At 70.6% G+C, this 13,084-nt stretch carries 13 protein-coding genes; 10 read left to right on the forward strand and 3 right to left on the reverse strand.

What is annotated here, in order from left to right; all coding sequences use genetic code 11:
- The 3 genes from AAW13_RS17875 to truA form a co-directional block, all read left to right on the forward strand.
- Nucleotides 1–629 (forward strand): DNA-directed RNA polymerase subunit alpha (locus AAW13_RS17875; RefSeq protein WP_143145012.1); only part of this gene is annotated, 629 nt, incomplete at its 5' end.
- 96 nt (nucleotides 630–725) lie between these two features.
- A complete protein-coding gene (gene rplQ / locus AAW13_RS17880; RefSeq protein ID WP_046730624.1) occupies nucleotides 726–1,232 on the forward strand; it encodes a 50S ribosomal protein L17 in 507 nt (168 codons plus the stop codon).
- A 129-nt stretch (nucleotides 1,233–1,361) separates the two neighbouring features.
- Nucleotides 1,362–2,219 carry a tRNA pseudouridine(38-40) synthase TruA gene (gene truA / locus AAW13_RS17885; protein WP_046730623.1) on the forward strand — a complete coding sequence of 286 codons (858 nt, stop codon included), beginning with the start codon at nucleotides 1,362–1,364 and terminating at the stop codon, nucleotides 2,217–2,219.
- Between the two features lie 44 nt (nucleotides 2,220–2,263).
- Here truA and AAW13_RS17890 read toward each other — a convergent pair whose 3' ends face one another.
- Nucleotides 2,264–3,139 carry a membrane protein gene (locus AAW13_RS17890; RefSeq protein WP_046730622.1) on the reverse strand — a complete coding sequence of 292 codons (876 nt, stop codon included), beginning with the start codon at nucleotides 3,137–3,139 and terminating at the stop codon, nucleotides 2,264–2,266.
- A gap of 347 nt (nucleotides 3,140–3,486) precedes the next feature.
- Between AAW13_RS17890 and rplM the strand changes: the two genes are divergently transcribed.
- The 3 genes from rplM (at nucleotide 3,487) to glmM (ending at nucleotide 6,038) form a co-directional block, all read left to right on the forward strand.
- Nucleotides 3,487–3,930, forward strand: coding sequence for a 50S ribosomal protein L13 (gene rplM, locus AAW13_RS17895; RefSeq protein ID WP_046730621.1), 444 nt, complete (start codon nucleotides 3,487–3,489; stop codon nucleotides 3,928–3,930).
- A gap of 42 nt (nucleotides 3,931–3,972) precedes the next feature.
- Entirely contained in the window at nucleotides 3,973–4,500 is a 528-nt protein-coding gene (gene rpsI / locus AAW13_RS17900) for a 30S ribosomal protein S9 (protein ID WP_046730620.1), read from the forward strand.
- A gap of 179 nt (nucleotides 4,501–4,679) precedes the next feature.
- Nucleotides 4,680–6,038: a phosphoglucosamine mutase gene (gene glmM, locus AAW13_RS17905; protein WP_046730619.1), complete on the forward strand. Its 1,359-nt coding sequence runs from the start codon at nucleotides 4,680–4,682 to the stop codon at nucleotides 6,036–6,038.
- Between the two features lie 84 nt (nucleotides 6,039–6,122).
- Here the strand turns inward: glmM and AAW13_RS17910 are convergent, their stop codons facing one another.
- Both AAW13_RS17910 and coaA read right to left on the reverse strand, forming a co-directional pair.
- Nucleotides 6,123–7,052, reverse strand: a complete 930-nt coding sequence (locus tag AAW13_RS17910) for a DUF389 domain-containing protein (protein ID WP_046730618.1) — start codon at nucleotides 7,050–7,052, stop codon at nucleotides 6,123–6,125.
- Between the two features lie 25 nt (nucleotides 7,053–7,077).
- Complete coding sequence (coaA, locus tag AAW13_RS17915; RefSeq protein WP_046730617.1) at nucleotides 7,078–8,046, reverse strand: type I pantothenate kinase; 969 nt, start codon at nucleotides 8,044–8,046, stop codon at nucleotides 7,078–7,080.
- A 173-nt stretch (nucleotides 8,047–8,219) separates the two neighbouring features.
- On the opposite strand from coaA, the gene glmS reads away from it, so the two are divergent.
- The 4 genes from glmS to AAW13_RS17935 all read left to right on the forward strand — a co-directional run bounded on the left by glmS (nucleotide 8,220) and on the right by AAW13_RS17935 (nucleotide 13,069).
- On the forward strand, nucleotides 8,220–10,067 hold the full coding sequence (gene glmS, locus AAW13_RS17920; RefSeq protein WP_071659589.1) for a glutamine--fructose-6-phosphate transaminase (isomerizing): 1,848 nt from the start codon (nucleotides 8,220–8,222) through the stop codon (nucleotides 10,065–10,067).
- 16 nt (nucleotides 10,068–10,083) lie between these two features.
- Nucleotides 10,084–10,455: a holo-ACP synthase gene (locus AAW13_RS17925; RefSeq protein WP_046730615.1), complete on the forward strand. Its 372-nt coding sequence runs from the start codon at nucleotides 10,084–10,086 to the stop codon at nucleotides 10,453–10,455.
- A gap of 54 nt (nucleotides 10,456–10,509) precedes the next feature.
- Entirely contained in the window at nucleotides 10,510–12,006 is a 1,497-nt protein-coding gene (locus tag AAW13_RS17930) for a bifunctional ADP-dependent NAD(P)H-hydrate dehydratase/NAD(P)H-hydrate epimerase (protein ID WP_052768598.1), read from the forward strand.
- Between the two features lie 169 nt (nucleotides 12,007–12,175).
- Nucleotides 12,176–13,069, forward strand: a complete 894-nt coding sequence (locus AAW13_RS17935) for a L,D-transpeptidase family protein (RefSeq protein WP_107483349.1) — start codon at nucleotides 12,176–12,178, stop codon at nucleotides 13,067–13,069.
- Nucleotides 13,070–13,084 lie beyond the last annotated feature (15 nt).

Below are 13,084 nucleotides of genomic sequence, written 5' to 3' on the forward strand. Positions count from 1 at the left end.
GCAAGCTGGAGATGGAGCTGACGGTCGAGCGTGGCCGTGGTTATGTCTCGGCCGTGCAGAACAAGCAGGTGGGCCAGGAGATCGGCCGGATCCCGGTCGACTCCATCTACAGCCCGGTGCTGAAGGTCACGTACAAGGTCGAGGCGACCCGTGTCGAGCAGCGCACCGACTTCGACAAGCTGATCGTCGACGTCGAGACGAAGCAGGCGATGCGTCCGCGTGACGCCATGGCCTCGGCGGGCAAGACCCTGGTCGAGCTGTTCGGTCTCGCCCGCGAGCTGAACATCGACGCCGAGGGCATCGACATGGGCCCGTCCCCCACGGACGCCGCCCTGGCCGCCGACCTCGCGCTCCCCATCGAGGAGCTCGAGCTCACGGTCCGTTCCTACAACTGCCTCAAGCGCGAGGGCATCCACTCCGTGGGTGAGCTCGTGGCGCGTTCCGAGGCGGACCTCCTGGACATCCGCAACTTCGGTGCGAAGTCCATCGACGAGGTCAAGGCGAAGCTGGCCGGCATGGGCCTGGCCCTCAAGGACAGCCCGCCCGGATTCGACCCCACGGCCGCTGCCGACGCCTTCGGCGCCGACGACGACGCGGACGCGGGTTTCGTGGAGACCGAGCAGTACTGATCAGTACCTGACCGGTCGTTGCCGGTGGGCATCCGCTCACCGGGTTCCTGACCCCGGTACCTGACACGGCCGGGGCAGACACACAGGAGAAGAACCATGCCGAAGCCCACCAAGGGTGCCCGTCTGGGCGGCAGCGCCGCGCACGAGAAGCTGCTCCTCGCGAACCTCGCGAAGTCTCTCTTCGAGCACGGCCGTATCACCACCACCGAGGCGAAGGCCCGCCGCCTGCGCCCGTACGCCGAGCGTCTGGTCACCAAGGCGAAGAAGGGCGACCTTCACAACCGCCGTCAGGTGCTCCAGGTCATCACGGACAAGAGCATCGTGCACACGCTCTTCACCGAGATCGGCCCCCGCTACGAGAACCGTCCGGGTGGCTACACCCGCATCACCAAGATCGGTAACCGCCGTGGCGACAACGCGCCCATGGCTGTCATCGAGCTGGTCGAGGCGCTGACGGTCGCGCAGCAGGCGACCGGCGAGGCGGAGGCCGCCACCAAGCGTGCGGTCAAGGAGGCCGAGGAGGCCAAGGTCGAGGAGACCAAGGCCGACGAGGTCGTCGAGGACGCGGCGCCGGCCGAGGGTGAGGAGTCGAAGGAGGCGTAAGGCCGTCCTTTGGCTGCTGGTCCGTCGTGGCTGGTCGCGCAGTTCCCCGCGCCCCTGAAAGGGCGCGTGAGCGGGTCCGTTCCTTTCATGGGGACGGGCCCGCTTTTCTTGCCCTGAGAGGATTCTTCCGTGAGTGACGAAGTTCAGCCCGGCCATGTCCGTGTCCGACTCGACCTGTCCTACGACGGGACCGGCTTCCACGGCTGGGCCAAGCAGGCCGGTGGGAAGCGGACCGTGCAGGGGGAGATCGAGGACGCGCTGCGGATCGTCACGCGGTCGCAGGAGACGACGTACGAACTGACCGTCGCCGGGCGGACCGATGCCGGGGTGCACGCGCGCGGACAGGTGGCGCACGTCGACCTGCCGGCCGGGCTGTGGGAGGAGCAGGGCGAGAAGCTGCTGAAGCGGCTGGCGGGGCGGCTGCCGAAGGATGTCCGGGTGTGGTCGCTCACCGTGGCTCCGGAGGGCTTCAACGCCCGTTTCTCGGCCGTCTGGCGCCGCTACGCGTACCGGGTGACCGACGCCCCCGGCGGGGTGGACCCGTTGCTGCGCAACCACGTCCTGTGGCACGACTGGCCGCTGGACGTGGATGCCATGAACGAGGCGGCGGCCCGGCTGCTGGGGGAGCACGACTTCGCCGCGTACTGCAAGCGCCGGGAGGGGGCGACGACCATCAGGACCCTCCAGGAGCTGCGCCTGGAGCGGGGGGCCGACGGGATCGTCACGGCCACCGTGCGGGCCGACGCCTTCTGCCACAACATGGTGCGGTCCCTGATCGGAGCGCTGCTGTTCGTGGGGGACGGGCACCGCGGCCCGGAGTGGCCCGGCAAGGTGCTGGCCGCCGGGGTCAGGGACTCGGCCGTGCACGTCGTACGGCCGCACGGCCTGACCCTGGAAGAGGTCGGCTACCCGGCGGACGACCTCCTCGCCGCGCGCAACAAGGAAGCGCGCAACAAGCGGTCGCTGCCGTCCGCCGGGTGCTGCTAGACCGCCGCGGTCACTGGTTCGCCGCGGTCACTGGTTCGCCGCGGTCACTGGTTCGCCGCCGCCGAGGCCTGGGCCTCGCCGCGGCGGCGGATCTGCCGGAAGGTGAACTCCGCCAGGTCGTCACCGGTCTGGAAGACCTTGGTGTCCTTGGTGGTGACGTCCTTGCCGCTGGTGAAGCCGGTGGTGGTGAAGTAGGCGTAGCGGCCGTAGGAGTTGGCCGTGGTACGGCAGACCCCGGAGTTGCAGAAGGTCTTCACGCCGGCGCCCGCCAGCGAGCTGACGAAGCCCTTCTTGTCGGCCTCGCTCTTGGCCTTGGTGGCCTGCGCCTCGGTGTTGAAGACGGCCACGCCCACCGTCACCGCGACGCCGTCCTTGCTGTAGGTGACCCGCAGCAGCCGGGTGCAGTTGTTCTTGGTGAGCACGTTGACCAGGGTGCCCTTGGCGACCGACGCGCACTGCTTGGTGTCGGCCGTGGCGTTCTTCTTGTAGACCGTCTCGCCCATGGTCAGCTGGGTGCCCGGGAAGAGGGTCTCCGCGCTGAGCGGCGCCGTGTCCTTCTGGACGCTGGATATGAAGTCCTGCGGATCCAGCGGTGGCGGCGCGCTGGTCGGCGCGAAGGACGGCGAGCCCGCCGACTCACTGGGCAGCGAGGCGCTCGCGGGCAGGTTCGAGGGCGTGCCGGAGGCCTTGTCGTCGCCGTTCGCGGACACCACCGCCATCGCGACGGCGGTGCCGATCGCCAGCGTGGCGACCACGCCACCGCCGATGAACAGCACTCTGCGCCGCTTGTTCCGCGTTTCCGACGCGTCGGCGAGCGCGGCCCAGTCCGGCGTCGGCCCGGAGCTGTCGCGCCAGGGCTGCTGAGACTGCGGTTTCCAGGGATCCCACTGGGACTGGGGTCCCCCCTGCCCATAACTCATGGGGCGCATCTTAGACGGGCGAAGGGGGGTGCCGGTGCGACAGTACGAACGGTGATAGTGGACCTTTGGGGCACGGGGGAGCATCCTGGTACCGCTGAGCGCCTCCGATGTCCGGGGAGTGCCGCCAGGGGTTCGTTTTGACCCGTCCGGGGGCGTCCCGGTACGCTGGCTCTTCGTTGTGTATTGGCTCGCTCATTCTCACGGGAGTGGCCTCTACCTAGGTTCCCTGGAGCAGTTACCAGTGGGCGGCATACGGGCAGCGTCCCCGGCATTGTCGTCCCCAGCTGCACGATCGCTTCAGTGATGCCATGTGTCAGCACCCATCCACTGAAGAAGAAGGCTGCGAAGTGCGTACGTACAGCCCCAAGCCCGGCGATGTGACTCGCCAGTGGCACGTCATTGACGCTCAGGACATCGTCCTGGGCCGTCTGGCCACCACCGCCGCGTCCCTTCTCCGCGGCAAGCACAAGCCGATCTACGCCCCCCACGTCGACACCGGTGACTTCGTCATCATCATCAACGCCGACAAGGTGCACCTGTCCGGCAACAAGCGGACCCAGAAGATGGCGTACCGCCACTCCGGCTACCCGGGTGGTCTGCGCTCCGTCCGTTACGACGAGCTCCTCGACAAGAACCCCGAGAAGGCCATCGAGAAGGCCGTCAAGGGCATGCTCCCCAAGAACACGCTGGGCCGTCAGATGCTCTCGAAGCTGAAGGTCTACAAGGGTGACGTGCACCCGCACGCTGCGCAGCAGCCGGTGCCGTTCGAGATCACCCAGGTCGCGCAGTAGTTCCGGCCACCCCCTAAGACAGAAAAGAATCTGAGGAGCATCGTGGCCGAGACCACTGTTGAGCAGCCGGTCGAAGAGACCGAGACCGAGCTCGTCGACATCGACAGCTACACCACCGAGTCCGAGGTGCCCGTCGAGGGCGAGTACACCTCCGAGTCGCTCGCGTCCCGCTTCGGCGACCCGCAGCCGGCCGCCGGCCTGGGGCGTCGCAAGAACGCCATCGCCCGCGTCCGGATCGTCCCGGGCACCGGCAAGTGGAAGATCAACGGTCGCACCCTCGAGGACTACTTCCCGAACAAGGTGCACCAGCAGGAAGTCAACGAGCCCTTCAAGGTGCTGGAGCTCGAGGGCCGTTACGACGTCGTCGCCCGCATCGCCGGTGGCGGTGTCTCCGGTCAGGCCGGTGCGCTCCGTCTCGGTGTCGCCCGCGCGCTGAACGAGGCGGACGTCGACAACAACCGCGGCCCGCTGAAGAAGGCCGGCTTCCTCAAGCGCGACGACCGTGCGGTCGAGCGCAAGAAGGCCGGTCTCAAGAAGGCCCGTAAGGCCCCGCAGTACAGCAAGCGTTAATCGCAGTCGCCTGCACGTACTCCGAACGCCCCGGCGGCACGCCACATGTGCCGCCGGGGCGTTCGTTTATCCCAGCCAAGGGCGTATAACGACACAAGACGCTCAAAGGCTGGTGTGATCGCATGACAAAGCGCCTGCCATCATTTCCTGGCAGCAAGGACGCTTCCTCAGGAGGACAAGTGGGACGACTCTTCGGCACGGACGGCGTGCGCGGTGTCGCCAACGCGGACCTGACCGCCGAGATGGCGCTCGGCCTGTCGGTCGCGGCGGCGCACGTGCTGGCCGAGGCGGGCACGTTCGAGGGCCACCGCCCGAAGGCGGTCGTCGGACGGGATCCGCGCGCGTCCGGGGAGTTCCTGGAGGCGGCCGTGGTCGCGGGCCTGGCCAGCGCCGGCGTCGACGTCCTGAGCGTGGGCGTCCTGCCGACCCCCGCCGTGGCCTTCCTCACCGGCGCGCTCGGCGCGGACCTCGGTGTCATGCTCTCCGCCAGCCACAACGCGATGCCCGACAACGGCATCAAGTTCCTCGCCCGCGGCGGCCACAAGCTCGACGACGAGCTGGAGGACCGTATCGAGGCGGTGTACGAGTCCCACCGGCACGGTGAGCCCTGGGAACGGCCGACCGGTGCCGGCGTCGGCCGGGTGCGGTCCTACGACGAGGGCTTCGAGCAGTACGTCGGGCACCTGCTCGGCGTCCTCCCGAACCGGCTCGACGGTCTGAGGATCGTTCTCGACGAAGCGCACGGCGCGGCCGCGGGGGTCTCGCCGGAGGCGTTCCGCCGGGCCGGTGCCGAGGTCGTCACCATCGGTGCCGAGCCGGACGGCCTGAACATCAACGACGGCTGCGGCTCGACCCACCTCGGCCCGCTGAAGGCCGCGGTCGTCGAGCACGGCGCCGACTTCGGCATCGCGCACGACGGCGACGCGGACCGGTGCCTCGCGGTCGACCACACCGGCGAGGAGGTCGACGGCGACCAGATCATGGCCGTGCTGGCGCTCGCGCTGCGGGAGCGGGGCGAGCTGCGCGCCGACACCGTCGTCGCCACCGTGATGTCCAACCTCGGCTTCAAGCTGGCGCTGGAGCGGGAGGGGCTGCACCTCGTGCAGACCGCGGTCGGCGACCGGTACGTGCTGGAGGAGATGAAGGAGCACGGCTACGCCCTCGGCGGCGAGCAGTCCGGGCACGTCATCATCCTCGACCACGCGACCACCGGCGACGGCACGCTGACCGGACTGCTGCTGGCGGCGCGGGTCGCGGGGACCGGGAAGTCGCTGCGGGAGCTGGCGGACGTGATGAAGCGGCTGCCGCAGGTGCTGATCAACGTGCCCGACGTCGACAGGTCACGGGTGCGGACGTCGGGCGACCTGGCGGCGGCCGTGGCCGAGGCGGAGCGGGAGCTGGGGGAGACGGGCCGCGTGCTGCTGCGTCCCTCGGGGACCGAGCCGCTGGTGCGGGTGATGGTGGAGGCGGCCGACATCGAGCAGGCGCGGTCGGTGGCGGGGCGGCTGGCCGATGCCGTGAAGTCGGCGCTGGGATAGTTCTTTTCCGGGCACGGGGTGCCGGGGAGCGCGTGTCGCGGGCTGCGGGTCTCGTCGTGGCTTGTCGCGCAGTTCCTCGCGCCCCTAAGTCCGTTCACGTCGTCGCCTCCAGAAGAGCTTCTGGGCGATGAGGGTCGCCGTGCCCGCCAGGACGATGCCCAGCAGGTTCAGGAGGAGTTGTTCCGTCGAACCCCACGCCTGCCGGTACTCGCTGTAGGTGAAGGCGACCGCGGCGTTCGCCGCCGCCGGGACCGTCGTCACCGAGATGGCGACGCCCACCAGAGCGCCTGACTTCGCCGAGGTCAGGGAGAGGATGCCCGCGATGCCGGCCAGTACCGCGACCACGAACGAGAACGCGTCCGGGCGGTAGATGAAGTTGGTGTTGGGGCGTTCCGCCTCCAGCTGCACCTTGGTGAACAGGCCTACGCCGTCCATGAGGTAGCTGAACCCCACCGTCACGAGCATCGCCACGGCGAAGCCGACGAGCAGGGCGGTCAGGGAGCGCAGCGCGAGCCGTGGTCGACGCCGTATCAGCGCCGTGCAGATGCCGGCCAGCGGGCCGAACTCCGGGCCCACCGCCATCGCCCCCACGATCAGGATCGCGTTGTCCAGGACGACACCGCAGGCCGCGATCATCGTGGCCAGCGTGATGAAGGCGAGGTAGGTGACCGACAGGGTCGACTCCTCGTGGGTCGCCTCCGTCAGGCCCTCCCACAGCACCGCGTCCGCGCCCTCGCCGGGCGCCTCCTGCTCCGCCCTGTCCGCCCGGTGCGACAGCGACAGGTCGATGTCCTCCACGGCGATCGAACCGGTGCGGTCGAGATCGAAGGCCCGGAGCGCGCCGATGAGTTCGTCACCGGCCTCCCGGGCCACGTCGCACATCACGACGTCCCCGGCGGGATCGCGGGCGGCGCCCGGCAGGACCACCAGGTGGGCCGTGCCGACGGTGGTCTCGATCAGCCGTACCACGTCGTCGGTGCGGTCGGCCGGGGTGATCAGGCGCAGGTGCAGCATGACGCCTTTCTAACAGGCCGGGGTGTCAGAGCTTGCGGAGCCGCAGGCGCTGCACCTTGTGGTCCGGGCCCTTGCGGACGACCAGGGTGGCGCGGCCGCGGGTCGGGGCGATGTTCTCCACCAGGTTGGGCCTGTTGATGGTGCGCCAGAGGCCGCGGGCGTACTCCAGGGCGTCCTCCTCGGACACCTGGGTGTACTTCCTGAAGTACGAGTCCGGGTTCTGGAAGGCGGTCTGCCGGAGCTTCTTGAACCGGTTGAGGTACCAGCGCTCGATGTCCTCCTCGCTCGCGTCGACGTACACGCTGAAGTCGAAGTAGTCGGCGAGACCGACCCGGGTGCGGCCGTCGCTGCCGGGCAGGGCGGGCTGGAGGACGTTCAGGCCCTCGACGATCAGGATGTCGGGGCGCCGGACGGTGAGCCTGCGGTCCGGGACGATGTCGTAGATGAGGTGCGAGTAGACCGGGGCGGTGACCTCGTCCTTGCCGGCCTTGATGTCGGCGACGAAGCGGGTCAGGGCCCGGCGGTCGTAAGACTCGGGGAAGCCCTTGCGGGACATCAGGCCGCGCGCCTCCAGTTCCCTGGTGGGGAGCAGGAAGCCGTCCGTCGTCACCAGCTCGACGCGCGGGTGCTCGGGCCAGCGGGAGAGCAGGGCCTGGAGGAGCCGGGCGACCGTCGACTTCCCGACGGCGACCGAACCGGCCACGCCTATCACGAACGGGGTGCCGGACTGCGAGCCCTGTTCGCCGAGGAAGGTGTTCAGCGCGCCTCGCAGTCCGTCGGTGGCGCCGACGTACAGATTGAGCAGCCGGGACAGCGGGAGGTAGATGTCCCGCACCTCGTCGAGGTCGATGACGTCACCGAGGCCGCGCAGCCTCTCGACCTCGTCGGCGGTGAGCGGCAACGGCGTCTTGTCGCGCAGCGCGCTCCACTCGGAGCGGGTGAGGTCGACGTAGGGAGTCGCCTCCGGCCTGTGCCGGTGGGCGCTCCGGGGCATCGGGGAGACCGGAGAGATCACATTCCATTGTTAACGGAGTTTGAACGGGACGGCGGGTGGGGTCCGTCACGTGGGGGCATCGCTCGTGCGCCGTCCCGCCGGCCGCGTGTGAATTCTGAATTCGGGCACGCTGTGCCGTGTTCGGGTCGGGGGTGGCGCTTAGGCTGCCGGTCATGTGCGGAATCGTGGGATACGTGGGGGCGCAGTCGGCGCTCGATGTCGTGGTGGCCGGGCTGAAGCGGCTGGAGTACCGCGGGTACGACTCCGCCGGCGTCGCCGTGCTGGCCGACGGCGGGCTGGCCTCGGCGAAGAAGGCCGGGAAGCTCGTCAACCTGGAGAAGGAGCTGACGGAGCGGCCGTTGCCGACGGGATCCACCGGTATCGGGCACACCCGCTGGGCCACGCACGGCGGGCCGACGGACGCCAACGCGCATCCGCACCTCGACAACGCCGGCCGGGTCGCCGTCGTCCACAACGGGATCATCGAGAACTTCGCGGCGCTGCGGGCGGAGTTGGCCGAGCGCGGACACGACCTGGCGTCCGAGACGGACACCGAGGTCGTCGCGCACCTGCTCGCCGAGGAGTTCTCCGGCACCGCCGACCTCGCGGAGGCGATGCGGCTGGTGTGCCGCCGGCTGGAGGGCGCGTTCACGCTGGTCGCGGCGCACGCCGACGAGCCCGACGTGGTCGTGGGCGCCCGCCGGAACTCGCCGCTCGTGGTGGGTGTCGGCGCGGGCGAGGCCTTCCTCGCCTCGGACGTCGCCGCGTTCATCGCCCACACGCGGTCGGCGATCGAGCTGGGCCAGGACCAGGTGGTGGAGCTGCGCCGGGACGGCGTGACGGTGACGGGCTTCGACGGCGCCCCGGCGGACGTCCGCCCGTACCACGTCGACTGGGACGCCTCGGCGGCCGAGAAGGGCGGCTACGACTACTTCATGCTCAAGGAGATCGCCGAGCAGCCCAAGGCGGTCGCCGACACCCTCCTCGGCCGGATCGACGCGAACGGCTCGCTGACCCTGGACGAGGTCCGGATCGGCGCGGCCGAACTGCGCGAGGTCGACAAGGTCGTCATCGTCGCCTGCGGTACGGCCTTCCACGCCGGGCTGATCGCCAAGTACGCGATCGAGCACTGGACGCGCATCCCCTGCGAGGTGGAGCTGGCGAGCGAGTTCCGGTACCGGGACCCGATCCTGGACTCGCGTTCGCTGGTCATCGCCATCTCGCAGTCCGGCGAGACCATGGACACCCTGATGGCGCTGCGGCACGCGCGGGAACAGGGGTCGAAGGTGCTCGCCATCTGCAACACCAACGGCTCGACCATCCCCCGTGAGTCGGACGCGGTGCTGTACACCCACGCGGGGCCGGAGGTCGCGGTCGCCTCGACCAAGGCGTTCCTCACCCAGTTGGTCGCCTGCTACCTGGTCGCCCTCTACCTCGGCCAGGTGCGGGGCACCAAGTGGGGCGACGAGATCAGCGCGGTGATCCGGGACCTCTCGCACATCTCCGGCGAGGTCGAACGGGTCCTGGAGACCATGGAGCCGGTCCGGGCGCTGGCCCGTTCCCTCGCCGACAAGAAGACGGTGCTGTTCCTCGGCCGGCACGTCGGCTACCCGGTCGCCCTGGAGGGCGCCCTGAAGCTCAAGGAACTGGCGTACATGCACGCCGAGGGCTTCGCGGCGGGCGAGCTGAAGCACGGTCCGATCGCGCTGGTCGAGGAGGACCTGCCGGTCGTCGTGGTCGTCCCCTCACCGCGCGGCCGCTCCGTGCTGCACGACAAGATCGTGTCCAACATCCAGGAGATCCGGGCGCGCGGCGCGCGGACGATCGTGATCGCGGAGGAGGGGGACGAGGCCGTCGTCCCGTACGCCGACCACCTGATCCGTATCCCGGCCACCCCGACGCTGCTCCAGCCGCTGGTCGCCACGGTCCCGCTCCAGGTCTTCGCCTGCGAACTGGCCACCGCCCGCGGAAACGAGGTGGACCAGCCGCGCAACCTGGCCAAGTCGGTCACCGTGGAGTGACCGTAGGCTGCCGGGCATGAGCATCATCGGGGTAGGCATCGACGTCGCCGAGATCGACCGGTTCCGGGAGTCGCTGGCGCGCACCCCCGGGCTCGCCGGGCGGCTGTTCGTGGAGCGGGAGTTGTTCCTGCCGAGCGGGGAACGGCGTGGTGTCGCCTCGCTCGCGGCGCGGTTCGCGGCGAAGGAGGCCCTGGCCAAGGCACTGGGCGCGCCGCCGGGACTGCTCTGGACGGACGCGGAGGTCGTCGTCGAGGACAGCGGGCGGCCGCGGCTGCGGGTGCGGGGCAGCGTGGCCGCGTGCGCCGCGGAACTCGGCGTCCGGTCGTGGCATGTGTCGCTCAGTCACGACGCCGGGGTGGCCTCGGCGGTGGTGATCGCGGAGGGCTGATCCCGCGGGCGGTGGCGGATGCGTGGTCCGAGGGTTACGGGAGAGACTCGGGGCATGCGGACTGCTTACAGCGTGGAGACGGTACGGGCGGCCGAGCGGGAGCTGATGGCGCGGCTGCCGGAAGGGGCGCTGATGCAGCGGGCCGCCGCCGGGCTGGCCGCCGCCTGCGCCGACCTGCTCGGACGGGTGTACGGGAGCCGGGTGGTGCTGCTGGTCGGCAGCGGGGACAACGGCGGGGACGCGCTGTACGCCGGGGCCCGGCTGGCGCGCCGGGGCGCCGGGGTCGTGGCCGTGCTGCTCGCGCCGGAGCGCACCCACGCGGCCGGGCTCGCGGCGCTGCGCCGGGCCGGCGGTACCGCTGTGCCGGCCGATGCCGCGACCGAGCCGATCCTGCGGGCCGACCTGGTCGTCGACGGGATCGTGGGCATCGGCGGGAAGGGCGGGCTGCGGCCCGACGCGGCCGCGCTGGTGGCCGTGGTGGAGCGGTCCCGGGCGGCCGTCGTCGCCGTGGACCTGCCGAGCGGGATCGAGGCGGACACCGGCGAGGTACGGGGGGCGGCGGTACGGGCCGACCTCACCGTCACGTTCGGCACGCACAAGCCGGGGCTGCTGATCGATCCCGCGCGGGCGTACGCCGGTTCGGTGCGGCTGGTCGACATCGGGCTCGAACTGCCCCCGGAGGCCGAGCTGGAGGCGTTGCAGGACGTGGACGTGGCGCGGCTGCTGCCGGCGCCGTCCGCGGAGAGCGACAAGTACCGGCGGGGAGTGGTGGGCATCGCCGCCGGCTCGGCGCGTTATCCGGGCGCGGCCGTGCTCGCCGTCGCGGGGGCGCTGCGGGGCGGGGCCGGGGCCGTACGGTACGCCGGGCCGGCCGGGGACCAGGTGCTGGCCCGCTTTCCCGAGACGCTGGTGTCGGACGCCGGGCCGCGGAAGGCCGGGCGGGTGCAGGCGTGGGTGGTGGGGCCGGGGGTCGGCGACGAGGCGCAGGTGGTCGCGGAGGTGCTGGCGGAGGAGGTGCCGGTGCTCATCGACGCGGACGGGCTGCGGCTCGCCGACCGGGACGCGGTGCGCGGCCGTACGGCACCCACGCTGATGACGCCGCACGCCGGGGAGGCGGCCGCGCTGCTGGGGGTACGGCGGGAGGAGGTCGAGGCCGGCCGGCTCGCGGCGGTGCGGGAACTGGCGGCGGCGTACCGGGCGACCGTGCTGCTGAAGGGGTCGACGACGCTGGTGGCGGAGGCGGGCGGAGTGGCGGCCGTACGGGTGAACGCGACGGGGACGCCGTGGCTGGCCACCGCCGGGAGCGGGGACGTGCTGTCGGGGCTGGGGGGTTCGCTGCTGGCGTCCGGGCTGGACGGGCGGGACGCGGGGAGCGTCGCGGCGTATCTGCACGGGCTCGCGGGGCGGTTCGCGGCGGAGGGGGCGCCGACGGTCGCCCATGCGGTGGCGGAGGAGTTGCCGTCGGCGTGGCGGGGTGTCTTCCCGCCCACCCGCCCCACTCGACAGGCCGAGGGGATGCCCGTCTCGGGGCTGCGCCCCGGGCCCCGGTGAGGGGTGGTAGTTCGGGTACGGGCCGTGCGGGCTGATCGCGCGGTTCCCCGCGCGCCTGAAGGGGCGTTACAGGGGGCGGTGTCTGCATCGCTCGGGTGACCTGGCTGCGCGGCTCCCCGGAATCGTGAGGCCCCCGGGGTTGTCTGATCGCATGATTAGTGGACGAATCATGCATAAATGGCGCGGCGGTGCCGGAGTTCTCGTCGCCGCCGTGGCCGTGCTCTCCGTCGGTGCCGGGAGTGTCGCCGCCGACACCGGTGCCCCCAAGCCCTCGACCGTCATCCCCGAGTCCGAGCTCGTGCCGGGGGTCGCGCCCGGGCCCGCGCAGCCCTGGCAGCTCGACACCCCCGACCAGATGCTGCCGCCGAAGGTGTACACGCCCAGCGCCAAGGAGGACGCCGTCGAGCCGAAGGCGGCGGCACCGGGCACCTACGACCTCATCGAGTACGTGCCGCTCAGCGACGCCGTCTCCAAGGTCAGCTGCTCCAAGCTGACCGGGCCGTACCAGAAGCAGATCGAGCAGTGGCTGAAGCTGAAGGTGGACGGCAGGCAGTCCACCGCCGACTGCAAGGCCATCCAGAAGTTCCAGAAGACGTACAAGATCAAGCCGGCGATCGGGTTCGCGGGACCCGTGACCTGGTACCAGATGATGCTGCTGTCGGCGAAGAAGAACCCGAACGCCAAGAAGAACTGCCCCGTGAAGTCGTACCGGGTCGCCTGTGTCGATCTCAACCGGCAGGTCACCTGGGTGCAGAAGGGCAGCAAGGTGATCTACGGGCCGGTGCAGATGCGCAGCGGACGCAAGGGGTACGCGACCCGGGCCGGGTGGCACTCCGTCTACTGGCGGCACAAGAACCACTGGTCGACCCTGTACAACTCGCCCATGCCGTACGCCCAGTTCTTCGACGGCGGACAGGCCTTCCACGCCGTGTACGGCTCCATCTACACCACCGTCGGCTCCTGGGGCTGCGTGAACCTCAAGCTCGGCGACGCCAAGAAGCTGTGGAGCGTGCTGAAGAAGGGCGACAAGGTGTACGTGTGGGGGCATCGGACGGGTACCTGAGCATCCTGAGGCACC

The organism is Streptomyces humi (genome assembly GCF_001005085.2).
Lineage (GTDB): Bacteria > Actinomycetota > Actinomycetes > Streptomycetales > Streptomycetaceae > Streptomyces > Streptomyces humi.

Coding starts and splice junctions, on each gene's coding strand:
- rplQ (WP_046730624.1), top strand. CDS start 726: ATGCCGAAGCCCACCAAGGGTGCCCGTCTGGGCGGCAGCGCCGCGCAC.
- AAW13_RS17890 (WP_046730622.1), bottom strand. CDS start 3,139: ATGAGTTATGGGCAGGGGGGACCCCAGTCCCAGTGGGATCCCTGGAAA.
- AAW13_RS17910 (WP_046730618.1), bottom strand. CDS start 7,052: ATGCTGCACCTGCGCCTGATCACCCCGGCCGACCGCACCGACGACGTG.
- coaA (WP_046730617.1), bottom strand. CDS start 8,046: ATGCCCCGGAGCGCCCACCGGCACAGGCCGGAGGCGACTCCCTACGTC.
- glmS (WP_071659589.1), top strand. CDS start 8,220: ATGTGCGGAATCGTGGGATACGTGGGGGCGCAGTCGGCGCTCGATGTC.
- AAW13_RS17925 (WP_046730615.1), top strand. CDS start 10,084: ATGAGCATCATCGGGGTAGGCATCGACGTCGCCGAGATCGACCGGTTC.
- AAW13_RS17930 (WP_052768598.1), top strand. CDS start 10,510: ATGCGGACTGCTTACAGCGTGGAGACGGTACGGGCGGCCGAGCGGGAG.
- AAW13_RS17935 (WP_107483349.1), top strand. CDS start 12,176: ATGCATAAATGGCGCGGCGGTGCCGGAGTTCTCGTCGCCGCCGTGGCC.